Origin of the sequence: Dermabacter hominis NBRC 106157 (genome assembly GCF_001570785.1) — a bacterium.
Lineage (GTDB): Bacteria > Actinomycetota > Actinomycetes > Actinomycetales > Dermabacteraceae > Dermabacter > Dermabacter hominis.
Window position 1 is genome coordinate 50,609 of the sequence record NZ_BCSI01000007.1, and the last position, 24,901, is coordinate 75,509.

Annotated in this window: 22 protein-coding genes and 1 tRNA gene; 13 read left to right on the forward strand and 10 right to left on the reverse strand. The window is 64.1% G+C overall.

All coding sequences use genetic code 11. The features are described 5' to 3' along the window. Positions 1-64 precede the first annotated feature (64 nt). The 5 genes from DEHOM01_RS07405 (at position 65) to DEHOM01_RS07425 (ending at position 4,358) form a co-directional block, all read left to right on the forward strand. Positions 65-1,519 carry an amino acid permease gene (locus DEHOM01_RS07405; protein WP_061212181.1) on the forward strand — a complete coding sequence of 485 codons (1,455 nt, stop codon included), beginning with the start codon at positions 65-67 and terminating at the stop codon, positions 1,517-1,519. A 10-nt stretch (positions 1,520-1,529) separates the two neighbouring features. After that, complete coding sequence (locus DEHOM01_RS07410) at positions 1,530-2,579, forward strand: acyltransferase (RefSeq protein ID WP_061212182.1); 1,050 nt, start codon at positions 1,530-1,532, stop codon at positions 2,577-2,579. Between the two features lie 170 nt (positions 2,580-2,749). Beyond that, complete coding sequence (locus tag DEHOM01_RS07415; protein WP_061212183.1) at positions 2,750-3,610, forward strand: hypothetical protein; 861 nt, start codon at positions 2,750-2,752, stop codon at positions 3,608-3,610. Positions 3,611-3,731: 121 nt separating this feature from the next. Then, a tRNA-Leu gene (locus DEHOM01_RS07420) sits at positions 3,732-3,815 on the forward strand. Between the two features lie 75 nt (positions 3,816-3,890). Continuing rightward, entirely contained in the window at positions 3,891-4,358 is a 468-nt protein-coding gene (locus DEHOM01_RS07425) for a DnaJ family domain-containing protein (RefSeq protein WP_061212184.1), read from the forward strand. 27 nt (positions 4,359-4,385) lie between these two features. Here the strand turns inward: DEHOM01_RS07425 and DEHOM01_RS07430 are convergent, their stop codons facing one another. Both DEHOM01_RS07430 and DEHOM01_RS07435 read right to left on the reverse strand, forming a co-directional pair. Then, positions 4,386-5,000: a DJ-1/PfpI family protein gene (locus tag DEHOM01_RS07430; RefSeq protein ID WP_061212185.1), complete on the reverse strand. Its 615-nt coding sequence runs from the start codon at positions 4,998-5,000 to the stop codon at positions 4,386-4,388. A 3-nt stretch (positions 5,001-5,003) separates the two neighbouring features. After that, on the reverse strand, positions 5,004-5,837 hold the full coding sequence (locus tag DEHOM01_RS07435) for a glycoside hydrolase family 25 protein (protein ID WP_061212186.1): 834 nt from the start codon (positions 5,835-5,837) through the stop codon (positions 5,004-5,006). Positions 5,838-5,923: 86 nt separating this feature from the next. Here DEHOM01_RS07435 and DEHOM01_RS07440 point away from each other — a divergent pair, with 86 nt between their 5' ends. Continuing rightward, on the forward strand, positions 5,924-7,396 hold the full coding sequence (locus tag DEHOM01_RS07440) for a protein adenylyltransferase SelO (RefSeq protein WP_061212187.1): 1,473 nt from the start codon (positions 5,924-5,926) through the stop codon (positions 7,394-7,396). Positions 7,397-7,417: 21 nt separating this feature from the next. Here the strand turns inward: DEHOM01_RS07440 and DEHOM01_RS07445 are convergent, their stop codons facing one another. The 5 genes from DEHOM01_RS07445 to DEHOM01_RS07465 form a co-directional block, all read right to left on the reverse strand. After that, a complete protein-coding gene (locus DEHOM01_RS07445) occupies positions 7,418-8,539 on the reverse strand; it encodes a hypothetical protein (protein ID WP_061212188.1) in 1,122 nt (373 codons plus the stop codon). Then, positions 8,536-9,375, reverse strand: a complete 840-nt coding sequence (nadE, locus tag DEHOM01_RS07450) for an NAD(+) synthase (RefSeq protein ID WP_061212189.1) — start codon at positions 9,373-9,375, stop codon at positions 8,536-8,538. Before nadE ends, DEHOM01_RS07445 begins: the two co-directional genes overlap by 4 nt. A 9-nt stretch (positions 9,376-9,384) precedes the next feature. After that, positions 9,385-11,364, reverse strand: a complete 1,980-nt coding sequence (locus DEHOM01_RS07455; protein ID WP_061212190.1) for an HSP90 family protein — start codon at positions 11,362-11,364, stop codon at positions 9,385-9,387. Between the two features lie 77 nt (positions 11,365-11,441). Next, positions 11,442-14,513, reverse strand: coding sequence for a YhgE/Pip domain-containing protein (locus tag DEHOM01_RS07460; protein ID WP_061212191.1), 3,072 nt, complete (start codon positions 14,511-14,513; stop codon positions 11,442-11,444). Positions 14,514-14,525: 12 nt separating this feature from the next. After that, entirely contained in the window at positions 14,526-15,152 is a 627-nt protein-coding gene (locus DEHOM01_RS07465; protein ID WP_061212192.1) for a TetR/AcrR family transcriptional regulator, read from the reverse strand. Between the two features lie 210 nt (positions 15,153-15,362). On the opposite strand from DEHOM01_RS07465, the gene DEHOM01_RS07470 reads away from it, so the two are divergent. Continuing rightward, positions 15,363-15,914 carry a TetR/AcrR family transcriptional regulator gene (locus tag DEHOM01_RS07470; protein WP_082738786.1) on the forward strand — a complete coding sequence of 184 codons (552 nt, stop codon included), beginning with the start codon at positions 15,363-15,365 and terminating at the stop codon, positions 15,912-15,914. Between the two features lie 5 nt (positions 15,915-15,919). On the opposite strand, the gene DEHOM01_RS07475 is transcribed toward DEHOM01_RS07470, so the two are convergent. Beyond that, positions 15,920-16,600 (reverse strand): metal-dependent transcriptional regulator, encoded by a 681-nt coding sequence (locus DEHOM01_RS07475; RefSeq protein ID WP_061212194.1) that lies wholly within the window; start codon positions 16,598-16,600, stop codon positions 15,920-15,922. Between the two features lie 151 nt (positions 16,601-16,751). Here DEHOM01_RS07475 and DEHOM01_RS07480 point away from each other — a divergent pair, with 151 nt between their 5' ends. Further along, positions 16,752-17,318 (forward strand): manganese efflux pump MntP, encoded by a 567-nt coding sequence (locus DEHOM01_RS07480; protein ID WP_245630684.1) that lies wholly within the window; start codon positions 16,752-16,754, stop codon positions 17,316-17,318. A 53-nt stretch (positions 17,319-17,371) separates the two neighbouring features. Further along, positions 17,372-18,484, forward strand: a complete 1,113-nt coding sequence (locus tag DEHOM01_RS07485; RefSeq protein ID WP_156468328.1) for an FUSC family protein — start codon at positions 17,372-17,374, stop codon at positions 18,482-18,484. A 59-nt stretch (positions 18,485-18,543) separates the two neighbouring features. Here DEHOM01_RS07485 and DEHOM01_RS07490 read toward each other — a convergent pair whose 3' ends face one another. Together DEHOM01_RS07490 and DEHOM01_RS07495 are read right to left on the reverse strand one after the other, a co-directional pair. Further along, positions 18,544-19,146, reverse strand: a complete 603-nt coding sequence (locus tag DEHOM01_RS07490) for a GNAT family N-acetyltransferase (RefSeq protein ID WP_061212213.1) — start codon at positions 19,144-19,146, stop codon at positions 18,544-18,546. A 10-nt stretch (positions 19,147-19,156) separates the two neighbouring features. Further along, positions 19,157-19,696 carry an NADPH-dependent FMN reductase gene (locus DEHOM01_RS07495; RefSeq protein WP_082738787.1) on the reverse strand — a complete coding sequence of 180 codons (540 nt, stop codon included), beginning with the start codon at positions 19,694-19,696 and terminating at the stop codon, positions 19,157-19,159. A gap of 66 nt (positions 19,697-19,762) precedes the next feature. Here DEHOM01_RS07495 and DEHOM01_RS07500 point away from each other — a divergent pair, with 66 nt between their 5' ends. The 4 genes from DEHOM01_RS07500 (at position 19,763) to gdhA (ending at position 24,888) form a co-directional block, all read left to right on the forward strand. Continuing rightward, entirely contained in the window at positions 19,763-20,788 is a 1,026-nt protein-coding gene (locus DEHOM01_RS07500; protein WP_061212198.1) for a hypothetical protein, read from the forward strand. Between the two features lie 3 nt (positions 20,789-20,791). Continuing rightward, the gene (locus tag DEHOM01_RS07505) at positions 20,792-22,060 is read left to right on the forward strand and encodes a phospholipase D-like domain-containing protein (protein WP_061212199.1); all 1,269 of its coding nucleotides are present in this window, start codon (positions 20,792-20,794) and stop codon (positions 22,058-22,060) included. A gap of 120 nt (positions 22,061-22,180) precedes the next feature. Continuing rightward, positions 22,181-23,407 (forward strand): glycerophosphodiester phosphodiesterase family protein, encoded by a 1,227-nt coding sequence (locus tag DEHOM01_RS10075; protein ID WP_167346661.1) that lies wholly within the window; start codon positions 22,181-22,183, stop codon positions 23,405-23,407. A gap of 140 nt (positions 23,408-23,547) precedes the next feature. Beyond that, positions 23,548-24,888, forward strand: coding sequence for an NADP-specific glutamate dehydrogenase (gene gdhA, locus DEHOM01_RS07515; RefSeq protein ID WP_375543966.1), 1,341 nt, complete (start codon positions 23,548-23,550; stop codon positions 24,886-24,888). Positions 24,889-24,901 lie beyond the last annotated feature (13 nt).

The following is a 24,901-nucleotide window of genomic DNA, read 5'->3' on the forward strand; positions in this document are numbered from 1 at the left end:
CGCTTTTTCGTGTCACCTGGTGGCCATACGCGCACGTTGCCAAAAAATTGAATACATTTATGTAATGACCTCCCCATCGTCACCCCCGTCTACAGCCGGCGATCCCCACGAACACGGCCACCTTTCCCGATCACTCACGCATCGACAGATGGCCATGATCGCGATGGGCTCCGCGCTCGGCACCGGCTTGTTCCTCGGTTCCGGAGATGCGATCGCCGTGGCCGGTCCCGCCGTGATCATCAGCTTTGCGATCGGCTCCGCCATCGCCATGACCATCGCCCTCGCGATGGGCGAGATGGCTTCGCGCCACCCCGTCCAGGGCGGATTTGGCACACTCGCCGCGCGCTACCTCTCGCCTTTTTGGGGCTATCTCGTGCGGTGGCTCTACTGGATCGTGACGGTCGGGGTGACCGCCGCAGAACTGTATGCGTGCAGCCTGTATCTCCAGTTCTGGGCTCCGGATCTTCCGCAGTGGGCGGGGGTCGCGATCCTCGGCGCGATTGTCGTTGCGATCAACGTGGTGAGCGTCAAGAGCTTCGGCACGATCGAGTTTTGGCTTTCGAGCATCAAAGTCATCGCGGTCGTCGTCTTCATTCTCGTGGGACTGTGTCTCGTGTTCTTCGGTCTCCCGGGAACACCTGCTGCCGGGGTCTCGAACTGGACGAACGACGGTGGCTTCATGCCCTTTGGCTTCAAGGGCGTGTGGGTATCGATGGCGCTCGTGATGTTTTCTTTTGGCGGCATCGAGATGCTGTCCATCTCGGCAGCAGAGGCGAAGGATCCCGCGCGGTCGATCCGCACGGCCGCGCAGTCGACCGTGGTTCGATTGAGCTTCTTCTACGTTGCAGCGATAGGGATTATCGTCGCGCTCGTGCCGTGGAAAGAGGCCTCGGGTGCCGCTGGTGACGTGCGCTTGTCACCGTTCGTTATGGTGTTCCACGAGCTCGGGATTCCCGCTGCGGCGGGCCTCACGAATCTCATCGTGGTGATCACCGCGCTGTCCGCCGCGAACGCGAACGTGTATGCGGGCTCGCGCTTTCTTCACTCACTCGCCGCGGATTCGCTCGCCCCGCGAGTACTCGAGCGCACGACCACGCGCGGCATTCCGCTGCCCGGCATCATCGTGCACGCGTGCGGGATCCTCGTCGTCGTGGTGCTTGCGATGACGGGCATCGGCGGCCTGTTCCCCCTCATCATGTCGACCGTGATCTTCTCGGCGGTCATCGTGTGGGTTCTGATCCTCGTCACCTACATCGTCTACCACCGCACGCGCGACGGGCGCGAACTGTTCCGCATGCCCGGTGGCGTGGTGACGGCGATTGCGGGCATCGCTGGGCTGCTTTTTGTGTTCTCCACGGTGATCGCCGTTGAGCGCATGCAGCTCGCGGCCATGGTGGGCATCCCGTTCGTGCTGCTCGTGACCCTCGCGTACGTGCTCGTGTTCCGCCACCGCATCAGCGTTGAGGCAATCGACGCGAGCTTTGCGGAGGCTGAAAAGGCGCGCGCCGAATTCTCGTAACCTTGATCCCATGCCTTCGACACCTCAGCGGCGCTACGTGCCAATGCTCGATGTTGTGCGTATTTCGGCGATCGTCGCTGTCGTAGGTATCCACTGTCTCGCGCCCGCCGCCACTGTCGAAAACGCCCCCTGGGCTCTCGTTGTGTTCCGCTCGATGCTGAACGTCGCAGTGCCCGTGTTCATCATGATCTCCGGCGCCCTGAACCTCGCCCCGGTGGCGATGCGCAAAGGGGCATGGCCGTTTCTGCGTTCGCGTTTCGCGCGGCTCATTCCCGCGACCATCGTGTGGACGCTCGTGTATGGCGTTGTGATCAATGGCGCGGTTCTGGGTCGTGACCTGACCGCGGAGCGGCTAGGCAAGGAAGCGCTCATGGGGGATCAGTCCCCACAGCTGTACTTTCTATGGCTAATCATGGGCCTTTCCATCATTACCCCCGTGCTCGGCTCGTTCGTTGCGCATTCGAAAGCGCGTGCGTGGGCAGCCACCGGTGTGAGCCTCGCGTGGGGTTTGTCGGTGTATCTCGCTCCGAACGCGTTTGAGGCGGTCGGGCAACCCACGGGCGTGATTTCCGGGGCGGTGCTCACCTACTGGATTTTCTACGTAGGGCACTACCTCGCCGGTCACGTCGCGTTCGCCCACCCGGTCCGACGGCGCCTTGCCCCCGCCGTGCTCGCCCTCGGTTTCGCGCTGCTCGCGGTTCTCGGCGTGTGTGGCGGTCTCGGTATTGAGAACGAGGGATGGGGCAAGCTCGTCAGCGGCAACTACCGATCACCCTTGAGTGTCGGTGCATCGTTTGCGCTCGTGGCGGGCCTTCTTGCCGTGAGCCGCGAGTGGGAGGTTTCCGATCGTGTGCAGGGTGTGTTGCGGCGCCTCGGCGATGCGTCGTTCGGCGTGTTTCTGTGCCATTTCGTTGTGCTCATCGGTGTGCGCCTCCTCGTGCCCGGGCTCGATTCGAGTGGAACGCTCTCGTGCGTGGGCGCATGGGTGCTCGTGCTCGGGCTTTCGTGGGCGGTGTCGCTTGTCGCGGCGCGAATCCCTTGTGTGCGAGCGGTGTTTTAGCGCCGCGGCCTCGTAAGACGCCTGGTAACCGTCGGACCCCGCCTGCCGCTCGAGCGTGCGGCCTTTCCTTCACAACCTCCACACTTTGCAAAGTCTTTACTTTTTGCGTGGGGCGCGGGAAGATATGTCAGCACGCACTTCCCTTGTGCTGATGTCTAAAGGAGATATCCATGTCGATGAGGTCCACGTTCCGCGGCGCATCCGCCGCGTTCGCCGCCGCGCTTGTGCTCGCTTCGTGCGGGGCTACGGGCGGTGAGGTATCCACGCCAACCGAGACCCCCACCCACGCACCCGAAACGGCGAAGCCGAGCCCCACCCAGATTCCCTCGGCCAAAGAAACCGATAAGCCGAGTGCGGAGCCGAGCGCGAGCGAGTCACCGAGCAGCGAGCCGAGTGAGAAGCCTTCGGCCGAATCCGGGGGAGAGGTCACTTCGGCCCCTGCTATGGTTGCCCACATCACGAACGATGATGACCCCGAGATCGGTGATTTTCCCGTCTCGAAGGATGAGATCGCCAAGGCGATCACGGACGTCGTTCCCGATGACGCTTCGGCAAGCGTCGAATGCGATTCAGACGTGGACATCACGGCTGGTAAACCGAAGACGCACTGCACCGTAAAGGGCGAAAACAAGACGACCGAGGCCTACGTGTACGGAACGTTTTCGAGCGTGCAAGGCACCGGCCTCCTGGTCGGTTTCGAGAAGGACTTCGACCCCTCGCTTACCGCGAAGTTCACCGAAACCGGAACCGAAGTGTATGCCTACGGCGCGGGCGGCATGTGGGCGGCTGACGCACCGGCTGATGGCGCAAATGTTTCGAAAAAAGCGCTCAAGGCGATGGAGGCCTTCGAGATCCCGGTTTCGAAGTTCGAATGCACGGGTGAAATGTTCATTCCGGAAGGTCGCAATTCGCAGGTGTGCCCTTTCGAAGCTGAATGGGGCAAGGGCGAGGCGACCGTGATTGCGGCAACGATCCTCAACGCGCAGGAATCGGGTGTGCTCGTTGTTCTCCCGACCCCCGCGGACGGCTGACGTACACACTCGTGGCGTTGCCCACCTGGCTCGTGCGTGGATTCGCGCGCGCGAGGCGGTGGGGCTATATTAGGGAGCGCTTCGATCTCGGTGTGCCGTGAAACCCGGTGTCGAAGTACCCGCGCAAGTGGCGGAATTGGTAGACGCGCACGGTTCAGGTCCGTGTGCCTTTGCGGGCGTGGGGGTTCAAGTCCCCCCTTGCGCACCCCATGCGGGCCCCTCCTACGGGAGGGGCTTTCGCGTATCTGCACGCGTGTACTCGGGTGAGGGGTTGAGCAGCATGAGTGAGGAGACGCCCTCGGGCTCGCACACAAACGCATGGCTCGGTGCCGTGGGGGAGGGTGCGGGGTTCATTCCGACGGCTGCCGATCGGGCCGCCGCTGCCGGCGTTTTTGACAACCTTCCCCTCGCGGGTGCGCAGCTCGAGCTTCCGGACGTGCACGATCCCGACTGGTGGATTAAATCGCGCATTTCCTCCGGCGAATTCGATCGCGAGGCGCTGCTGCCCGCCGCTGTGGTGCTGCGCAAGGAGCACGATATGCTCGCGCATACTCTTCGCTCGCTCCCATCAGAAGACGCGGTGCGCGAATACCTCGAGGATTACAACGCTCGGGCGCGCCGCGAAAATAGCGCGGCGGTCCGTGACGCTTCGCTGCGGCCCGCCTCAAGCGAGAAACCTCCGCTTCTCGTGCCTCTCGTCGATGTCGAGGGCTGGGTCTCTCGCTGGAGCCGCCTCCGCCAGCTGTGAGGGCGTGCCGCCCTGCTGTGCACGCCCTCAGGGCAGAGGGGGCGCGGCGGCGAAGGGATCCGAATCGCTATCGGTGTTGGCCGTGTATTCGGCCTTCGCGAGGGCCCGATCACGTGCCTCGGGACCGCACAGGGAGGCGATGAGGGCTGCGGTCATGTCCATCCCAGCGGCCACGCCCGAGGACGTCCAGCGATCGCGATCCTCAACCCAGCGAGCCTCCCTCTGCCAGGCAACCGTCTGACCGAAGGTGCGCGCCCACTCGAACGCGGCTTTATTGCTCGTTGCGCGGTAGCCTTCGAGCAGCCCAGCCGAAGCGAGGAGCGCCGAGCCCGTGCACACGGACGCGAGGAGCCGGGCACGCGTGCCAACCTCGGTAAGCCACGCGAGAAACGGCGCATCGTCGACGAGCGTTCGCGTGCCGGGCCCTCCCGGGACGAGAAGGATGTCGATCGGCTCCTTGGAGAGCTCCCGGAACGAACGGCCACACTCCACGCGAAGGCCTTGCGCGCTCGAGACGAGACCCGCCTCGGGCCCCACAAAGTCGAGCGTGATGCCCTCGACGTGGCTCAAAAGCTCAACCGGCCCGCACACGTCAAGCAGCTCGAATGCGTCAAAGAGGACGACGCTTACTCGTCTCGTCATCGATTACTCTCCTTTGAGATGCGCTGGTCGAATCACGTCAATATCGACCTTCGTGGAAATTCCGTCAACTGTGCCGTCAAAACGCAGCTGCCATACCGCCCAGCGATCCTTCTCGGGACGCGAGGACTCGGAAAAGAGCCAGGTTGGGCGACCTTCGGCGTGCGGGAGGTCGTAGTGGCGCCGCCACTCGGCACTCGAGTAGATCACGAGCTTTCGCCCCCACGCCTTTTCGACAATGCTCACGAAGTCTGCGACTTCCGCGTTTGCGTGCTGCGCCTCGGGGCGTTCGTCGCACGCGCCATCAAACTCGAGGTCGAGGGCGGGTGGAAGCGCACCCGAATCCGGCGGGGCCGCCTTCAAGAAATCGCGTGCCTGGTCCGCGCCGGGGGAGCACAGCGTGAAGTAGTGGTAGGCGCCCGGGGTGATGCCGCTTTTCGTGGCGCCCTTCCAGTTCGAGGCGAATTTCGGGTCGGTATAGCCGGTGCCCTCGGTCGCCTTGATGTACGCAAAGCTCACGCCCGCATCGGCGACATCGCCCCAGTCAATCGTCTTTTGGTGCGAGGACACATCGATGCCGAGGCTTTCGCCCTCGCGCAGATCCACACCGCGCGGCAGATTTGTGAGCGCGGAGGCATCCGCGGGGGTGTCCGGGATGGTCATCACGCGCGCCTTCGCGGGTGCGGGCGCGGCGGGGACCGCCCGTTGGTCCGACGGTTGCCCAGCCGCAATGGTGCTCACGAGCGTGCCAATCGAGACGAGCATGCAGGACGCGGCGAAGATGGCGACGATCGCTTTGTATTGGCGCCGATAGACGTCGGCGCGAGAAAAGCGCGGCATACCGAAAGTGTAGTGGTCAAGCGCTCACGGATGTGGGTGCGACGCTAGGTGAGTAAACGTCGGAACGGACCCTGTAGCGTGGTGGTGTGCCCTCCCAGTTTCCGACACTGACCACCCAGTTCGCGCGCGAGTTTCCCGATCTCGTGCGCGAGTGCGCGCCCAGCATCCCCACCGATACGCGCGTGGGGGCCGCGAATGCGCCGCTCGCGAGGGAGCTTGGGATTGATTCCGGGGCGGAAGTCGAGGCGGTCGAGGGCCTCGCGCGCAGCTTTTCGAATGCGCACAGCGCGCACGCGATGGCGTATTCGGGCCACCAGTTTGGCACGTTCTCGCCCGTCCTCGGCGACGGCCGCGCCCACCTCATGGGTGAGCTGACCTGCGGCGATGCGATCGTGGACGTGCACCTCAAGGGCAGCGGGCTCACGCCGTTCTCGCGTCCTGGATCGGACGGCAAAGCGCCGCTCAGCGCGATGTATCGCGAATACCTCATCTCGGAGGCGCTTGACGCCCTCGGCATTCCCACGAGCCGCGCGCTCGCGGTTCTCGAGACGGGGGAGCGGATCAGGCGCCGCGCACCCGAGCCGGAACCCGCGGGGATCCTCGTCCGCACGGCTTCAAGCCACGTCCGCGTGGGCACCTTCCAGTTTGCGAGGATCGCGGGCGATCAGGGAGCAATCGCGGCGGATACGCGCGACAAGCTCGTGCGATTCGTCCTCGATCGGTACTACCCCGGATGGGAAGAGCGTGCCGACGCTCGCCGGAGGCCAGCGCTTGCTCTCCTTCGCGGCGTTGCCGCACGCCAGGCGCGGCTCGTGGCGCAGTGGATGGGGGTGGGGTTCGTGCACGGCGTTCTCAATACCGACAACGTCAGCGTTGCGGGCGAATCGATCGACTTTGGGCCGTGTGCCTTCCTCGATCGGTACGAGGCCGGGGCGTGCTTCAGCTCGATCGACACCGGCGGCCGCTACGCCTACGACCAGCAGCCAACCATCACGCAGTGGAACCTCGCGCGCTTCGCAGAGTCCCTCCTCGACCTCATCGATCCGGATCCGCAGCGCGCGATCGACGACGCGAGTGCGGTACTGGCGGAGTTTGAGGTGGAGTACCGCGCTGCCTTCACGCGAGTGTTCGCGCGGAAGCTCGGAATCGAGGCGGAACCGGACGTCGCGTTGGTGCAGTTCGTTGCGAACACTCTCGAGTCCCTCGAGCGCGAGCACATGGACTTCACCCTGTTTTTCAGGGCCCTCGCCGAAGGAAAAAGCATCGATGGAGAGTTCGCCGCGGGCAGCGCGTGGCGAGCTGAACTCGAGGAGCTTCGCTCGCGCGGGGGAACGAGCCTCGAGCGCGCCGAGGCGCTCATGCGCGAGACGAACCCGATCTACATTCCCCGCAACCACCACGTCGAGGCAGCACTGCGCGACATCGAGCGCGGCGAGCGGGAAAAATTCGAGCGGCTCCTTACCGCGATTCGCGATCCGTGGACGCGCCGCGACGGATTCGAGGACCTCGAGGAGCCACCGGCTCACGCTCGATTCTTCACGAGTTTTTGCGGCACGTGAGCCGCTTTCCCGAGGATCGATTCAGCCGCCGAGCTCGAACGCGAAGCGCTCGAGCGGAGTGTGGCCCGCCTCGGTGACCGAGGCGGCGCGGTCATTCGTGCCATCGCGCTTATCGAACGCTTCCGCAAGGGGAAGCGCCGTGCTGCGCGCCGCTTCAATGAACTCCTCGACGGTTGTGTCTTCGCCGTTGAGGCCCTCGATCGCCATTGCGCCGTACCCGGCGCGCGTAAGCTCGCTCGCCACCACGATTAGCTGCTTGAGCGCCGCAAGGTACATGCTCGGGGCGAGACCCTCGTGGCGTACGTTCGGCAAGTGGCGCACGAAGAGCATCGCCGCCATGCGCACATTGCCCGTCGCGAGAAGGAACAGCATGTGGTCGATCTGGTGGCTGAGATGCATCGGTGAGGACATGATCAGCGGGTACGAAAACTCCGCGAGCGCCGCGGCCTCGGCAAGCCTCCCGGCGCGCGCGAAGGCGAACAACGCCTCCGAGGCGATCGACTGGGGCTCTTCGGCGCACTCGTAGCCCCGGTCGAGGATTTCGTCCACGAGGCGAAGCGCTGCCTCCGGCTCGTCGATCTGCCACAAAATCGTGGCTTCCTGCGCCCTCGCGCACGCGTCGCAATTGGAGTATTCGTCGGGAGGGCACGCCTTGATGCGAGTGAGAACCTCGCGGGCTTCGTCGACATTGCCCGTCTCGAGCGCGAAAGAGAGTTCGGCCCACAGGATTCCGGCTTCCCCGGCTCCTTCGCGTTGATAGGCGGCGCGCATCATGTCGAGCGCGGAACGCACCTGGGACAGCGAGTACTGGGGGTAGCTCAGAAGCATGACCGTGAGCCACTTGTACCACCACAGGAGGTCGACGTCCGGCTGAGTCTCGAGAGGACGCACGGGGTAGCGAGAGGGATCGGAATCGTGCATGTGCGCGCACCACAGGAACAGTGTGAGCTGCTCCGTGGCCTCGGCTGCCTGGAAGGCGAAACCTACGAGCCTCATGCGGATCTCGTACAGGGCTCGCTTATCGCCTCGTTCCTCCGCTAGCCGCTCGGCGCGCTTGCCGATCTCCCACCGCTCCCTTGGCGGCATGGGCGCGGGGGAATCGAAGCGGCGCGCGAGGCTTTCGAAGGTCTCTGTTTCGCTCATCGCGACTCCGGGGTGCCCTTCCACCACGTGTCGGTGATGGTCACGGGCGTTGTGCGCTTGTGTCGCGACGAGAGATAGCGGCGCTCAATGTTCTCTGCGGAGGGCGCGGGGATGTCGCGGCCTTCGAGGTAGTCGTCGATGTCGTCGTAGCTCACGCCGAGTTCGTCCTCGTCCGTGCGCCCGGGGTTGCCATCGAGCAGGTCGGCGGTCGGCACCTTGGTCCAGAGCGGATCCGGCGCGCCCAGATGCTCGAGAAGTGAGCGGATCTGGCGCTTATTGAGCCCGAAGAGAGGAAGGATGTCCGCGCCACCGTCACCAAACTTCGTAAAGAACCCGACCGTGGACTCGGCGGCGTGATCGGTGCCGATCACGAGGAGCCCCTCGTCACCGCCGATCGTGTACTGAGCGACCATGCGCAGGCGTGCCTTGATGTTGCCCGCGTTGAAATCGCTCGTCTCATGCCCCGCCGCAGACGCAAACTCGTGGCGAAGTGCATCCGCAGCGCCCTTGATGTTGATGGTCATCTCGCGGTCCGCGCCGATCCACGCCATTGCCGCGGCCGCATCGGCCTCATCGTGCTGCACCCCGTGTGGAAGGCGCACCGCGACGAAATGAGCGTCGCCGCCCTCGGCACGCACCTTCTGAACCGCGAGCTGAGCGAGGCGGCCCGCGAGAGTCGAATCGACGCCGCCGCTAATGCCGAGCACAAAACCGTTCGCGCCGGTCGAACGCAGGTACTCGGTCAGGAAAGCGACGCGGCGCTCGATCTCTGCCGCAGGGTCGATCTGGGGCTTCACGCCCATCTCATCAATAATCGTTGCTTGGAGTTCGCGCATGGTCCCAGCCTAACTTTCGGTGCCTTCGCCCGGTTCGAGAAAATCCTCGATCGAGAGATCGCGCCGCATGAGATTCGTGGAAAGCGCGAGCATGTCGGAAAGGGACTCGTTGAGGATCGCGCGATCCGCGGGCCGCAGCGGGTTGTGCCCCGCGAGCATCGCCTGCACGTAGATGAGCCGCACCGTTCGTGAGGCCACGACCTGATCCTCGCCCTCGATGCCCGCGAGCATCTTCACGAGGGGGCTATTCCAGTTGAGAACGAGCGTGGCAAGGGTGGGCAGGCTCGAGTCTGGGCCTTTCGGCGCACGCTCCGTTTCCGGTGAGGAGGCCGTGACCTCACGCATGAGGTCACCCCAGAAGCCGCTCGTCGATTCCTCAAGGCGGCGCAGCTCCATGCTCCTCAAAACATCGGGATCAACGACGTAGAGGGCCGGGACATCCTCGGGAGTAAACGCGCGCACCTGGACGTCGCAATCGAGCCCAAACAGTGCGGTTTCGGCGAATGCGCGCACGCGTTCGGCGGCCTCTTTGTCGGGACCGAACACCGCCCCGAACTGCGCGATCACATCGCCAAGGGTGACTGGCGCGGCGCTCGCGGACGCAACAGTCTCGCCGAGCATCCGCATGAGGTCTTTTTCGTACACGTAACCGGCATTGACGACGACCTGGTCGCTCGGGATCACGCCCGCGAGCTGGCGGAATTCCTCCGTTGTTTCGGCGTAGCGCACACGCGGGTTCGCCTCGACGATCTCGCTCACGAGCATGCGCCCCTGGTTCGTCTCGAACGTGAAATGAGGCAGCACGATCCGCGCGAGCTCCACATCGTGAACGGCGAGGGAGCGCAGGGCCAAGTCGTGGATGGCAAGGAAACGCTGGAGGCCGCGCGGATCGCTCTCAGCAAGCGAGAGGATCCAGGCTCGCAACGTCGAGGCAATCGCGCGCTTCGTGACGGCGAGCGCCTCATCGTTGACGAAACCCTCACGCGAGGCGGTGGGGGTAAGCCCCGTGGAATCGAGAACGACTCGCACGAAAAATGCCCATTCGGGCAGGAGATCGGGGAGGGCTTCGGAGACGAGAAGCCCGCCCATGTAGGCGCGCGTGGCCTGCCGCGCGCCGGGGGAGGGAGAAGCGGGAAGGACGAAAGCGGTTCCTCGGGTGCCCGTTTCGGGAACGGAAATATCGATGATGTCGAGGGGTTGTGCACCGAGAAGTTCGGTTCCGTACTCGGCGAGATGCTCGAGATCCCGCTCGAGAGCCCAAGCGTAAAGATCATCTTCGCTGCCCTCCACGGGAGCATCAGCCGCCGAGGGAAGCGCCCCGGGGGAGAGGTGACGGGTAAAGAACGGGGTGCGATTGACGAAACGCTCCGTTCCACGCGGCCCGCAGACCTCGAGCGTCACGGGGAGGAACTCCGCGAACGTGGTCGCGAGCTCCCACACGCGGACGTATGACGTGAGCTCGCGAGCTTCCGGCCGGGGAGTGAGCCGCACGCTCGTGCCGACTGCAACGTGAGAGCCGGCGGACCCCTCGAGAGCTTCGAGTGTGAACGTGCCATCACTGCGGCCCACCCAACGGCTCGCCTCCCCACCGGAGGCGGGGCGGGTTTCGACCACGATTTCATCGCTCACCATGAAGCAGCTCAGCAGCCCGATGCCGAACTGCCCCAGCCGATCCGTGCGAGGCAAGTCGAAAATGTCCCGCTTGCTCGATTGGCCGACGGTCGAGAGGAGCTCCGCCATTTCCTCGCGGTGCATGCCCGCGCCGTTATCGGTGACAACGAGCTCGCCAGATTCGGGGCCCACGGGCGTCACCTGGATGAGGGCATCATCGAGGGTCAGCGTGCCCGCCTCGATGCGCGTCATGATCGCATCGCGAGCGTTCTGAATGAGCTCGCGCAGGAACACGCGCGGATTCGAGTAGATGTGCGTGCTCAGAAGCTCGACGACCGCGTGAAGATTGACCTGAAACGGATGGGAGGGAAGCGTCATGCCTCGATCCTACGGAAACAGGTGAGCCTCGGCAGGCGTCGGACCCCCGATTGTGGATAACTCGCGCCCGGTGCCCGTCAGGCCTTCTCCCCGGGTATCGAACCCTCACCGCTCTCGGGCGTTTCGGAATCTGCCGCCTCGCCAGCGTCCTGCTGCTCTTCAGCATCCGCGGACTCCTCGGTGTCCTCCGTGTCCTCGACGCTCTCATCATCGTCGGGTTGCGAAGCATCCTCCGTATCCGAAGAACCGTCGGACTCCTCAGCGCCTTCGGCACCCTCTCCAGCCGGCGCTTCCTCGGGAGCCGCGCTCTCGACACGGTCGTGAATCTTCTTCTTGATCTTCTCCACCCGGCGCTTCGCACGGATACCGAACAAGAGCATCACGAGGGCGACCGCCGAATAGGCAACCATGACCCAAATGAGGTGGGCGAAGTTGATCGAGCCGCCCGCGATCGCGACCCTCAGTGCGTTCACGACCGACGTGAAGGGCAAGTACGGGCTGATGATCTGGAAGAACTCCGGAGTCGTCTCGATCGGGTACGTAGCGCCCGCCGACGCGAGCTGAAGCACCGTGAAGATGAGCGACATGAAGCGTCCTACGGGACCGAAACACGCGACTAGCGCCTGGTTGAGCGCCATGAACGTGAGCGAGGCGATGAACGAGATGAGGAACGCCTGGCCTAGGCGCATCATGTCGATGCCCACGAGGAAGTGCACGGTCGAGACCATGAGAACCGACTGGAGCACGCTTACGAACGCGCTTGGCAGGTAGCTTGCGAGAGCAACCATCGCAGCGGGCATGTTGCTGCCAACTCTGCGACCGCTCAGAGCAGGGAACACGAGGAAGAAAGCGAGCGCGCCAATCCACAGCGAGAGCGTCATGAAGTACGGGCCAAGGCCGTAGCCGTAGCTCTTGACTTCGTGCAAGCGGTGCTTTGAGAGGTCCACTTGCTGCGAGGCGACGCTCGCGAGGTGGTCTTCTTCGGATTTGTTGTAGCTCGGCACTTGCTCGACGCCGTCGGCAAGGCCGTCGTGGAGCTCATTTGCGCCGTCATGGAGGCGGCCGAGGCCGCCGCCGAGCTCGACCGCGCCGTCATTGAGTTTGCCGAGGCCATCGTTGAGCTTCACGGCACCGTCATTGAGTTTTATGGAGCCGTCGTGGAGCTTCACGGCGCCGTCGTTGAGTTTGCCGATGCCGCCGTCGAGCTTCACGGCACCGTCCTGAAGCTTGCCCGCGCCGGTTGTGAGGTCATTCGAGCCCGTCGCGAGGCGCTGTGCGCCATCGTTGAGTTTTCCGCTCGCGGCATCCAGCTTCGAGGCGCCGTCGGCGAGGGTCGAAGCGCCCGCATACGCGGTGCCCGTTCCATCCTTGAGCTGGCTCGTGCCATCCGCCAAACGGCCCGTGCCGTTTGTCAGCTCGCCGGCACCATTCGAGAGCTTCCCGAGGCCGTCATCGAGTGTGTTTGCGCCCGTCGCGAGCTGGTTGATGCCGTCAACGAGCTCGTTCGACTTCGCGTCGAGCTTGCCCACGCCTTCGTCGAGCCTCGCGAACTTATCCGCGACCTCGCGGGACTTCGCGGCCGCGTGGTCAAACAGCGCGGGAAGCTCGTTGACTTTGTCGTCGAGTGCGTGCGCGGCAGCGTCGAGGGGAACGATGATCTTGAGGTCGAGGTCGCTCACGCCCGCGTTGATCTTGCGGGAGCGTTCCGCAATCTGGTCGGCACCGCTCTTGAGACCGTCGATCGCGAGCTTTTGCTGCTCGGGATCCATCTCGTCCCAGTGTTCTTGAATGTCGGCGAGGGAATCGGCGTAGGCCTGCGTGCCTTCGACATCTTCGACCGTGAGCTTCTTGAGCTCGACGGCTTCGTCGTGCGCGCCGCGGGTCTTGTCCTTCACCTCGTGGAGGTGATCAACGATCTCGGGTCCGCGATTGCTCAAATCTTCCATGCGTTCGGCGATGAGCTCGGAGCCATCAGCGAGAGCGGCGGAGCCCTTCTTGAGCTCCGCGACCGCGCCGGGGAGGATCGAGGTCTTCGAGTTCAGTTCGTTCAGGCCTTCGGCAAGTTTCGCGGAGCCACCCTGGGCGTCCGTGAGGCCGTCACGCAGGCGAATGGCGCCATTGTTGACCTGCGAGGCACCGTCGTAAAGTTGACCTGCGGCGGAATCCAGCCGGCCCACGCCGTTCGCGAGATCGCCTGCGCCAACCGCGGCGCGTCCCGTCGCATCCTTGAGTTGCGTCGTGCCGTTCGCAAGGGTGCTCGCGCCGTTCGCGAGGGTGACGGTGCCGTCCTTGAGGTCGCCGAGACCCACGACGAGCTGACCGGAGCCGTCCTTCGCGTTTGCGGTGCCGTCGGCAAGTTGGGCCGTGCCGTCCTTCGCGGCGGCCGTCCCGTCCGCGAGCTGACCGGAGCCGTCCTTCGCGTTTGCGGTGCCGTCGGCGAGCTTGTCGGCGCCGTCCTTCGCATCCGAAGAACCGTCGGCGATTTGCCCGGCGCCGTCCTTCGCATCCGAAGAACCGTCGGCGATTTGCCCGGCGCCGTCTTTGGCATCCGAGAGCGAGTCGTGCATGTCGTTGAAACCCGCATAGATGTTGTGCAGGTACTCGTCACTGACCTTCTCGTTGAGAGTGCCCGTGACCTTCGTGAGGATGCTCTGGGCGAGATTGCCCGAGATCATGTTCTTCGCGTCATTGGTCGTGATCGAGAGTTCAGCTCTGGCTGCCGTCGAGGGGTCGTCGTTTCCAACCGAGGCGACGTTGGTGCTGAAGTTCTCGGGGATTCTCAAGACCGCGTAGACCTCGCCGTCCTGGAGCGCCTTGTTGGCGCGCGACTCGGACATTTCCGTCCAGTCGAGGTTGTTGTTCGAGGTCGAATCGAGGAGTTCATCGGTCAGCTCGTCGCCGAGATCGAGGTCGGGGTCGGTGTTGCCCTTGTCGAGGTTGACGACGGCGGCGGGCACCTGGTGGAGCCTGTTGATGGGGTCGACGTTAGACCACGTGAGAAGTGCCGCGTACACGAGCGGAACGAGCGAAACGCCGATCACGAGGATCATGACGCGAATGATGGAAAGGCTGTTTCCGGAACTGCGGAGGCGTCGCGCGATGGAATTGGCCTTGGCCGTGCGCATTGCCTTCAGATTGTTCTGTGACATGAAACGTTCTCCTTAGGCGGCCTTGTGGCCAGTCGCGGCCGCGAGGAAGTCGGTTGTCGTTTCGACCATTGCTGAGACCGGAAGGTCGTCGCGGAGGTCCTTGGTGGCTTGCGAAATGAGACCCGCCGAGAGGAACTCGGCATAGCGCGCGGCGCGGGGACCGGTGAGGCGGGTCAGCGCGTCGCGGAGCGTGCCGATGCCGAGCATGCGCCCTGCAAGGAAGCGCGTGAGTTCGCTCTCGGCGGCGCGCCCGCTCGGGCCGTCGAGAACCGCGAGGTAAAACGCGCGGTTCTCGCTCAGGTGCGTGAAAAGCGCCGTAAAGCTTTCGGCGGTGAAGCGAGTCCAGTTTTCGGGGTTGTCCGACGCCTGCTGGGGGAGCACCGTGAAGGCCCCTTCGAGGCGAGCCATGGCCGCGGCGTGCATCAGCGTGGGAATGTCCCCGAAGTGCTGGTAGAAGGTGGGGCGGCTCGCGCCGGCGCGTCGAACAAGTTCGGAGACGCTCGGGGGCTGCGGGTTTTCGTCGAGGGCGTCGACCATGACGCGGATGAGCGATTCGCGCGATTTTTGAGCGCGCGGATCGATCGGCGTCTCCTCGACGTGATGGCTGAGGGCGCGCCGAGCGGCATACAGGACAGACATGGGGCCTCGACTCTGCTCTTTCTTACAGGTGTCAGTCTTTTCGACCGGGTCAAACTTAAACCTCTGATTTACAGATGTAAAGAGCGGTGGCTTACGTTTGTAAGAAATGTGTCGTACCTCGCGTGAGGTAATTCTTGGCTTTTACCGATGCAGAACGCTGTTACTTTAAGGTCATCCCCTCAATGCTGAACCTTTCCCCCTAGGACCCCCGTGCCCAGATCTAGCAAGAAAGAGTACGCCCTTAAGGTGGCGTACCACCTCGTCACCGAGTGCGGTGGCGTCGACGGACTCACGTTCGATTCGCTCGCGGAAGCAACCGGGATGTCGAAATCCGGCCTCATCTATCATTTCCCTTCGCGCCATGACCTCCTCATCGAGCTTCACCGGTACGCCGCGCGGCTGTGGGAGCGTGAGCTCCTTCGCCAGAGCGGCGGGAGGACCCCCGAAGACCTCACGCCAGCCGAACGTGAGCGCGCCCTTGTGGTCGCCCTCGAGCGCGAAGAGCCTCTCGCAGAAATTCTTCTCAACATCCAGGCGCTGAGCCACCGTGACTATGAGCGGGCCTGGGGCGAGATTGATGAACGCTGGCTTCTCGACCCGAGTGAGGACGTCGAGAGCGAGGACGACTTAGATCGCCTTGAGGATCACGTTCTGAGCGCTGGGCTGTGGGTGTACAACCACCTCAGCGGACGTCCCATTTCCGAAGCCAACAGGGCAAAGCTCGTTGCGCGACTCGTCGCGCGAGCCGAAGCACGAGGGTAGCGCGCCTAAGCGGCTTCAGGAACCGCCCTGATCGCGCCGGCGATCTGGGCGCTGAGTTCCACGCGCCCGTGCTCCACTTCGATGCTCATGAGTCCCGTCGAATCCATCTCTTCGAGGATCGTGATTCGGGTGCCCGGGGCGAGCGTGCGCTTCGCGCAATAGCGAAGGATGTCCGGGTTCTCATCGGAGACACGCGAAATAACCACGCTCTCGCCCCGCTCGCAGCGCGTAAGCGGAACGCCGGGGTCGGGCGCGTCGTGAATATCGCACGGGATCGGATCGCCGTGGGGGTCGACTGCGGGGTGCCCGAGCATATCGTCCATGCGCGCAATCAGTCTGTCGCTCGTCGCGTGTTCGAGCTTGTCTGCCTCCTCGTGAACCTCGTCCCACGCGAGGCCGAGGTGCTCGACGAGGAAGGTTTCGAGGATCCGGTGTCGACGCACGACCTGACGGGCTATTGTCTCGCCCTCGGGAGTGAGGGCGATCGCGCCGTAGGGGTGGTAGTCGATAAGGCCGTCGGTCGCGAGGCGTTTGAGCTGCGCTGACACCGTCGAGAGCGAAACCCCGAGTGCGGAGGCGATCGCACTCGTCGCGGGGGTGTGCCCGTCGTCCGGCCACTCGCTCGCCTTCCAGATGACGGCGAGGTAGTCCTCGGTGACCCTGGTTGGTTCGGGCGTGGCGTTCATGCGGGGTGAGCCTCTCGTGGGCGGGCGGCGAAGGGCCCTACGGCCCGTGTCAAGAATCGCCCGCGCGCTATTCCCCGTCAAATTGTTTGGACGTCCTCACTTTCGTTTTCCTCTAGACACACCGCATGTCGAGGCGAAAGTGTTGAAAGACGTGGACATCATCGCACTCCTGCTCGTGGGCGTCGGCCTTGCCGCCGATGCCTTCGCCGCCGCGCTCACGCAGGGCGTAAACATGCGCCATTTCTCCTACCGCGTGGCGCTCCTCATCGCCGTCGTGTTCGGGGTGTTTCAGGGCCTCATGCCCGTGCTCGGGTGGGCACTCGCCTCCCAGTTCTCCCAGGTGCTCGCCCCCATCGACCACTGGATCGCCTTCGCGCTGCTCGCGCTCATCGGCGCGCACATGATCCGTGAGGCTTTCGTGGCCGAGGGGGATGGCGATAGCGGCGAGGAAGCGGCGATCAACCTCAAAACACTTCTTCTTCTGTGCATCGGCACGAGCATCGACGCCGCTGCGATCGGCGTGTCCTTCGCGATGCTCGCCGTCAACATCGCCGAGGCGGCTGCGATCATCGCCCTCGTCACCTTCGCCCTGTCGTTCGTTGCGGTCATCATTGGTCACCGCGTCGGGGCCCGATTCCGAACTCCCGCCGCGGTAGCGGGCGGTCTTGTCCTCATCGCTCTGGGCGCCAAGATCTTGATCGAACACCTCACAACGTGAGTTGAGGCGAGCGATGATGCGCGCGCCTCGCGGATGGTTTTATCCTGAGGCACGTGCCTTCTCCCCGTGTCTCTCGTCATCGCCGGACATTTCTGCACGCGATTCCCGCCGAGGCGAGGGTTCATGTCGGCTCGAGCGCCCGGACCTTTGTGACCCTCGGCGAGGCGCGAGGCGAGTTCGTCCCCGCGGTGCGCATCTCCTTTTCGGTTGCGGTCCCCCTCGTGATTCTCCTTTTCTTGGGACGCCTTGATCTTTCACTCTTTGCGTCATTTGGCACCTTCAGCTCGCTTTATGGCCGATTCGTTCCCACGCGCGAGCGCGTGCGGCAACAGGCCATTGCGGGAGGCGCCCTGGTAGCGTGCGAGATTTTCGCGACCGCTGCGCGCCACGCGGAGATGCTGGTTCCGATGCTTCCTGGGGCCTGGATCGTCGTCATCGTTGGCACGATCGTGGCGGCCCTGACGTCGGGACTCGTACCCCGCTTTTCGCTGAGGCCGCGGGGAGTGCTCTTCTTCGTTTTTGCGGCGACGGCTATCGCGACGAGCCCGCACGTGTTCCCGCTGTGGATACCGATTGTGTTCGGCGGCGGAAGCGTGCTGATTTCCTTGGCGTTCAGCGTGCTCTTTCATGTGCTCGGCGAGGCCAACACGGGCCGCCCGGTGCCGGTGCCCGAGCGCGTGAGCGTTGCCGATTACGCACAGGATGCGGGCCGCTTCGCGAGCGCGGCATTGATTGCGGGGTCGATCTCAACGGCGCTCATGATTCCTTCGCCATATTGGGCGCAAGTGGCGGCCGTCGCTCCTCTTTCAGAAACCCGCCGCGTGGGGCAGGTCAACCGTGCCCTTCACCGCGTTGTGGGGACCGTCCTTGGCGTCGCCATCGCGGCGTTCCTCATGTCGTTTCCGAGTCAGCCGTGGCAGACAGTCGTGTGGATCGTCGCGATGCAGTTTCTCGCGGAGATGTTTGTGACGCGCAATTATTCATTTGGGCTCGTATTCGTCACGCCGCTCGCCTTGCTCATGGTGCATCTTGCGAACCCCGCGAGGCATTACGAGATGCTCGTTCCTCGCATCGTCGAAACATCGATTGGTGCGGGCGTCGGCATTGTCGTCGTCATCGTCGGGCTCATCGTCGAGCGCTGGTGGATGTCGCGTAAAAGAGCGTAGTTCCCTTCTCCTTGTCGCGAATGGTTCTAAGGCAGGCGTCGCCACGCTTCCCGGGCGGGCTACTGCGCTGCGCGCTGGAGCCGGTATTCGAGGTGCGCGCGCACGGTGGGCCACTCGTGGTCGAGGATCGAGTACAGCGCCGTGTCGCGTGTGGTGCCGTTTTTGAGAACTCGGTGGCGCCGCATGACCCCTTCAAAGGTGGCGCCGAGTTTTTCGATCCCCGCGCGTGAGTGCCTGTTGAAGGTGTGGGTGCGCAGCTCGATGCGCTGAAACTTTTCGACCTCAAAGAGGTGGCGCAAGAGAAGGAACTTCGCTTCCGGATTCACCGCGGTGCCCTGCACACTCTGCGCGTACCAGGTTGCGCCGATCTCGGCGACCCGGTTCGCCCGGTCAATGTTGATGACGTTCGTCATCCCGGCAATGTAGCCGGAATCCTCATCGACTTTGCGGATCACGGTATAGGGGAGCATCGAGCCTGCTGCGCACAGGTCGAGGCGCCTCTCGATGTCCTGGCGCATTTCCGCGGGCTTCGCGATGTTCGCGTACCAGAGCTTCCATAGTTCGCCGTCGTTCACCGCGTCCTTGAGTCCCTCGAGATGGTCGAGTGAGAGCGGTTCGAGGACGACGAAGTCGCCGGCGAGGCGAAGGGGTGAAGTAGTCATGCGGAGCATCCTACGCCGCGCGTTCTTCGAGCCCTTTGAGGAGCGTTGTCGCGTTGCGCTTCCATTCCTCGCTCACGGTGAGGCTCCCGTCTATCAGGTCGGCGCCGTAGCTTGTGTAACCGAGCAGTGGCTCCACAAGGTCCATCCGGAGCGATGCGGCGACGGGGGTGAGCGCGCGAGCCGCATCAAGCCCGCCGTTGGAGTAGCCCCACGCGATGATGCCGAGGGGCTTGCCTTCCCATTCCGCCGCGAGGTAGTCGATCGCGTTCTTGAGTGGCGCTGAGAACGAGCCGTTGTACTGGGGCGTTGCCCAGACGATCGCGTCGGCACGCGCGACGGTGGCCGCCCACGCACGCGTGTGCGGCCGCTCGTAGTTCCCGGATCGAGGGTGGTCGAGCTCGTCGAGGAAGGGCAGGTTAATGTCCTTGAGATCCGCGAACTCGACGTCGAAGGTCGTGGTCTCCTTCGCAAGACTTTCGAGTGCGCGTGACACGAGGATCCCCGAGCGCGATGGACGCGTAGTTCCGTGAATTATCAATAACGTGGGCATGTGTCGAGGCTACGCCTCAATCTCTCGATTCGGCCCGTGCTAAGTCACGCATGACACAGTGAGAACATGAAAAACTACACCGCAGAGCACGTTTTCGCCCTCGGGTACCGCGCTGCCGCCGACGCCCTGACGGCAGCTCTCGCCTCGGGCTTCGATCCGGCAGGCGACCCTGAACGCACCTTCACGAGTGTCGGGACCGGCGAATTCCTCACGATGCCTTCGAGGGTCGGTGACGATGCCGGCATCAAAATACTGACCCTTGCGCCGCACAACCCGGACAAGTCTCTCCCGTTCATCCAGGGCAGGTATCTGCTGTGCGACTCGCAGACGCTGACGCCGCACTCGCTCGTCGACGGGATCGCCCTCACCGCGCTTCGCACACCCGCGATTGCGATCGCGGCGGCGCGCCCGGCATTACGCGCGATCGCCGCGCACGTCACGCGCCGGCCGAACGTCGTCGCCTTCGGCGCGGGAGTTCAGGGGGAGGGGCTCGTGCGGGCGCTCGCCGATGAGTGCGGCAGCGGGGGCGTGGGCTTCGACGCTCTCGGGTCTGTCACCTACGCCGTTCGCCGCCCGGAAAACGTGAGTGAAAGCGCGCTCGCGGTGGGCACGGGAGGGAGTGCAGGCGACGTTGGAACGGTGAAGGCAGGTTCCGACGCCTGCCGCGCCGCCGTCGAGGCCGCCGACGTGATCGTGTGCGCGAGCGCGGCAAAGGAGGCGGTGTTTGACGACGCGTGGGTGCAGCCGCACGCGGCCGTCCTCGCCGTCGGTGCGCATACGCCGCAGACCCGCGAGGTCCCCGCCGAGACGATGGGACGTGCCCGCGTGATCGTCGAGGACCAGGCGGTCGCCTTGCGCGAGAACGGGGACGTCGTGCGCGCGATCGCCGACGGATCCCTCACCGAAAACGCACCCGTAAGCATGAAGTTGCTCCTCGGTGAGGAGACCGCCGCGAAGGTTGAGACGAGCGCTCCGAGTGCCCCCACGGTCGTGACGACCGTGGGTATGAGCTGGCAGGATCTTGTGGTGGCGGCCGCGGTAGCCCGCCACGCGGATGAGAATGCAAGCTTCAGGAAGAGTTGCGAGGATTGAGGCATGAGTGAAACCACCGCACAGCTGAGCGCTATTGAGCGCAGCAAGCGCATCGCGAGGCGGGCTGCACTCGCGACGACTGCCGGTATCGCCGCAGCTCAAACAGTCGCCGTGGGCACCCTCCTCGCCATGGACGCCTACACAAAACGCGGGCGCAAGAAGCGCCGTGCGCCCAAGCCCGGGACGTTCGATTCGAGCGTCGAGAAGTCCGACATCAGGATCTTTACGAGCGGCGAGGAACTTTACGATTCGATGATCGAGTCGATCGACAATGCCGAGCACACGGTCATGCTCGCGACCTTCATCTGGAAGGGAGACCGCGTAGGCCAGCGTTTCATGGACGCCGTGAACAACGCGGCTGCGCGCGGGGTTGATGTGTTCCTCATTTGGGACGTTTTCGCGAATCTCGTGGTTCCTCGCCAGTTCTTCGAGCAACTTGATGAGCGCATCAACGTTCACCGCATGTACCCCATTTCGGGGTCGTTTTGGCGTGCCCCGGTCCGCTCGACCGGCCTGCTCCACTCCAAGGTCCTCGTCGTCGACGACGAGGTGGGGTACGTGGGCGGCTTCAACATCGGCGATGCCTACGAGAGTGAATGGCGCGACACCCACGTGCGCGAGGTGGGGCCCGCCGTGTGGGAGCTGCGCCAGGCGTTCGTCAACGTGTGGAACGAGGATCGTCGCGCCGATGAACGCATTGACTGGATCGCGCCAAACGCATGGAATACGCGCGTCGAGGTCCACCCCAACCTCCCGCTCCAGGCCGTCTACCCGATTCGCCGCATGTACCTCGCGGCCATCGAGCGCGCCCAGAAGAACATCTGGCTCTCGACCCCGTACTTCGTTCCCGACGGCAAGCTCCTCGAGCCGCTTCGTGCCGCTGCCGCGCGCGGGGTCGATGTGCGCCTCATGCTCCCCGAACAGTCCAACCACGTCGTCGTCGACTGGGTCGCGCGGGGCTTCTACCAGGATCTACTCGACGCTGGCGTGCGCATCTTCCTCTACACGCCCGCGATGAACCACTCGAAGATCGCGACAATCGACGGGATGTGGGCAACCGTCGGAACCGCGAACCTCGACCGGCTCTCCCTCGCGCTGAACTACGAAACCAACCTCGAGGTTGCCGATCCGGCCTTCGCCGAGGCTCTCGAGAAAGTGTTTGAGGCCGACTTCAAGGATTGCTTCGAGGTGGATCCCGAGAAGTGGAAGGTGCGCGCAGGAATCGAGAAAGTTACCGAGAAGCTGCTCGTTCCGCTGCGCCCCATAATGTAACCCGGCTCGTTCACCTGTAGGCCACCGTCGCGTCAACCGCCCGTGGAATTGCCACCTTAGCCTGGCCCGATCACGCGCGGTCGACATGCGTGAACACGCCCCACGAAAAAGGAGTTTCCCGTGAAGTACACGCACCGAGTGCAGGTCTCGGCGCCCTTCGATGTTGCCCTTGAGGCGGTGCGCCACGCCCTCGCCGAGGAAGGCTTCGGGGTGGTGTACGAACTGAACATGCAGGGCACCCTCTCCAATAAGATCGGCGCTGAAGCTGGCGCCGAGCTCGGCCCGTACGTGATTCTCGGTGCGTGCATCCCGGCGCTCGCGAGGCGCGCTCTTAACGCCGATCCGTCGATGGGGGCGCTTTTGCCGTGCAACGTCGTCGTGCGTGCGGGGGAGAGCTACGAGCAGAGCATCGTTGAGTGCATCGACCCGACCGTCATGAGCGGGCTCAGCAGGGGCGAGGAGGTCCGCGCGATGACGGAGGATGCCGACCACGGCCTCCGTACCGTTCTCGCGAGCATCGACCATTTCGTCCCCGCGCAGGGTTCTGGAACCGGTGCCCCTGCACTGGTCACGGAAGCGCCCGCCGTGCGCCCGCCGCAAGCATCGCATGCCGAAGGCGTCGAGGTCGCGGGGGTCGAGGGCTACCGACCCGTGATCGTTGGCCACCGCGGAGCAGCGCTCGTGACGACCGAGAACACGATCGCGGGCTTCCGTCAGGCAAAGACCGACGGCGCTGGCGTCGTCGAATGCGACGTGCACCTGAGCGCCGACGGCACGCCGATCATCATGCACGACGAGACGATCGACCGCATGGCCGATCCAGCTTCTATTCCCGCAAAAGGCGCGATCAAGGACCTCACGAACGCCGAGCTTGCACAGGTGTCACTCCAGGGTGGCCACGGCGTTCCACTTCTCACGGAGCTTCTCGCGATGGACGACCTCGAGCTTTATGTCGAGGTCAAGGTCGCGTCGGCCGCGACGGCTTCGGCGCAGCTCATCCACGATAAACGCCCGGGGCACGGCGAGCGCGACACGGTCATTTCCTTCGTCCCCGAGGCTCTCGCGGCTGTGCACGAGGTTGCCCCGCACGTGGGGCTCGGTCTCCTCGTGGATGCGGTCGAGGAGTCGACGTGGGACACGCTCGAGGAGCTCGGCTGCACGTGGTTGAGCTGCAGCGTGGACGGTCTCACCCCCGAGGCCGCGAAGGAAGCGCACGCGCGTGGCTACAAGATCAACGTGTGGACGGTGAACACGGAGGAGCAGCTCACAAAGGCCGTCGAGCTCCGCCCCGAGTCGATCTCCACGGACGATCCTCGCTGGGCGATCGAACAGCTCGCGGCCCGCTAAAGCGCCGCGTCTCTCATCCTGAGACCGCGACTTTCCGAAAGGTGGCCGCGGCGTGTAGATTTTCAAAAAGCGCCTTTACCACTCAGTATCAACAGAGGTGTACGAAGACGACTGCACGCACCCACAACGAAGGATGAATGATGGCCACTTCACTCGACGCGACTCTTGAATCCGTTCTACGCCGTAATCCCGGCGAAGGCGAATTCCATCAGGCGGTCAGGGAGGTTTTCGAATCGCTCGAACTGCTCCACGCTCGGCGCCCCGAATACGCCGAAGCCGCGATCCTTGAGCGCATCGCCGAGCCGGAACGCCAGATCATCTTCCGCGTCCCCTGGGTTGACGATGAGGGCAAGGTGCGGGTGAACCGCGGCTTTCGCATTGAGTTCAACTCGGCGCTTGGCCCCTACAAAGGGGGATTGCGCTTCCACCGCAGCGTCAACCTCGGCATCGTGAAGTTCCTTGGCTTCGAGCAGATCTTTAAGAACTCCCTCACGGGCCTGCCAATCGGTGGCGGCAAGGGCGGCTCCGATTTCGATCCGCACGGCAAGTCCGACGCCGAAATCATGCGCTTTTGCCAGTCGTTCATGACGGAACTCTTCCGCCACATCGGCCCCGATACCGACGTCCCCGCGGGCGACATCGGCGTGGGCGGCCGCGAGATCGGCTACCTCTTTGGCCAGTACAAGCGGCTTGCGAACCGCTTCGATGCCGGCACCCTCACCGGCAAAGGCCTCAACTGGGGTGGCTCGCTCGTGCGCACGGAGGCGACCGGCTACGGCGCCGCGATTTTCGCGAACGAGATGCTCAAGGCGAAAGGCCTCGACTTCGAGGGCCGCCGCGTGCTCGTGTCCGGCTCCGGCAACGTCGCGCTCTATGCCATTGAGAAGGCCCAGCAGCTCGGCGGTACCGCGATCACCGCTTCCGACTCGAGCGGCTACGTCGTCGACGAGGAAGGCATCGACCTCGACCTGCTCAAGCAGATCAAGGAAGTCGAGCGCGGCCGCATCCGCGAGTACGCCGAACGTCGCGGCGGCAAAGCGCGCTTCGTGGAGGGTGGCAACGTGTGGGACGTCCCCGGCGAGATCGCCATTCCTTCCGCTACCCAGAACGAGCTCGACGCCGCGAGCGCAAAGACGCTCCTCAAGAACGGCCTCATCGCGGTGTCCGAAGGCGCGAACATGCCCTCGACCCCCGAAGCCGTGGACCTTTTCCAGGAGGCCAACATCGCCTTCGGCCCCGGCAAGGCGGCCAATGCGGGCGGCGTGGCAACCTCGGCCCTCGAAATGCAGCAAAATGCCGCGCGTGACTCGTGGACGTTCGAGGACACCGAAAAACGACTCACCGACATCATGGTGAACATCCACGACACGTGCGCCGCGACAGCCGAAGAGTACGGGCGCCCCGGTGACTACGTCGTCGGCGCCAACATTGCGGGCTTCGTGAAAGTTGCTGACGCGATGCTCGATTTCGGTGTGATCTAGGCGTGCAGCTCGC

Excerpts from the sequence above, each read along its gene's own strand:
- DEHOM01_RS07495 (WP_082738787.1), bottom strand. The coding sequence starts at position 19,696 with ATGCCCACGTTATTGATAATTCACGGAACTACGCGTCCATCGCGCTCG.
- DEHOM01_RS07460 (WP_061212191.1), bottom strand. The coding sequence starts at position 14,513 with ATGTCACAGAACAATCTGAAGGCAATGCGCACGGCCAAGGCCAATTCC.
- DEHOM01_RS07425 (WP_061212184.1), top strand. The coding sequence starts at position 3,891 with ATGAGTGAGGAGACGCCCTCGGGCTCGCACACAAACGCATGGCTCGGT.
- nadE (WP_061212189.1), bottom strand. The coding sequence starts at position 9,375 with ATGCGCGAACTCCAAGCAACGATTATTGATGAGATGGGCGTGAAGCCC.
- DEHOM01_RS07475 (WP_061212194.1), bottom strand. The coding sequence starts at position 16,600 with ATGAACGCCACGCCCGAACCAACCAGGGTCACCGAGGACTACCTCGCC.
- gdhA (WP_375543966.1), top strand. The coding sequence starts at position 23,548 with ATGGCCACTTCACTCGACGCGACTCTTGAATCCGTTCTACGCCGTAAT.
- DEHOM01_RS07500 (WP_061212198.1), top strand. The coding sequence starts at position 19,763 with ATGAAAAACTACACCGCAGAGCACGTTTTCGCCCTCGGGTACCGCGCT.
- DEHOM01_RS07430 (WP_061212185.1), bottom strand. The coding sequence starts at position 5,000 with ATGACGAGACGAGTAAGCGTCGTCCTCTTTGACGCATTCGAGCTGCTT.
- DEHOM01_RS07410 (WP_061212182.1), top strand. The coding sequence starts at position 1,530 with ATGCCTTCGACACCTCAGCGGCGCTACGTGCCAATGCTCGATGTTGTG.
- DEHOM01_RS07435 (WP_061212186.1), bottom strand. The coding sequence starts at position 5,837 with ATGCCGCGCTTTTCTCGCGCCGACGTCTATCGGCGCCAATACAAAGCG.
- DEHOM01_RS07455 (WP_061212190.1), bottom strand. The coding sequence starts at position 11,364 with ATGACGCTTCCCTCCCATCCGTTTCAGGTCAATCTTCACGCGGTCGTC.
- DEHOM01_RS07405 (WP_061212181.1), top strand. The coding sequence starts at position 65 with ATGACCTCCCCATCGTCACCCCCGTCTACAGCCGGCGATCCCCACGAA.
- DEHOM01_RS07465 (WP_061212192.1), bottom strand. The coding sequence starts at position 15,152 with ATGTCTGTCCTGTATGCCGCTCGGCGCGCCCTCAGCCATCACGTCGAG.
- DEHOM01_RS07490 (WP_061212213.1), bottom strand. The coding sequence starts at position 19,146 with ATGACTACTTCACCCCTTCGCCTCGCCGGCGACTTCGTCGTCCTCGAA.
- DEHOM01_RS07505 (WP_061212199.1), top strand. The coding sequence starts at position 20,792 with ATGAGTGAAACCACCGCACAGCTGAGCGCTATTGAGCGCAGCAAGCGC.
- DEHOM01_RS07415 (WP_061212183.1), top strand. The coding sequence starts at position 2,750 with ATGTCGATGAGGTCCACGTTCCGCGGCGCATCCGCCGCGTTCGCCGCC.
- DEHOM01_RS07445 (WP_061212188.1), bottom strand. The coding sequence starts at position 8,539 with ATGAGCGAAACAGAGACCTTCGAAAGCCTCGCGCGCCGCTTCGATTCC.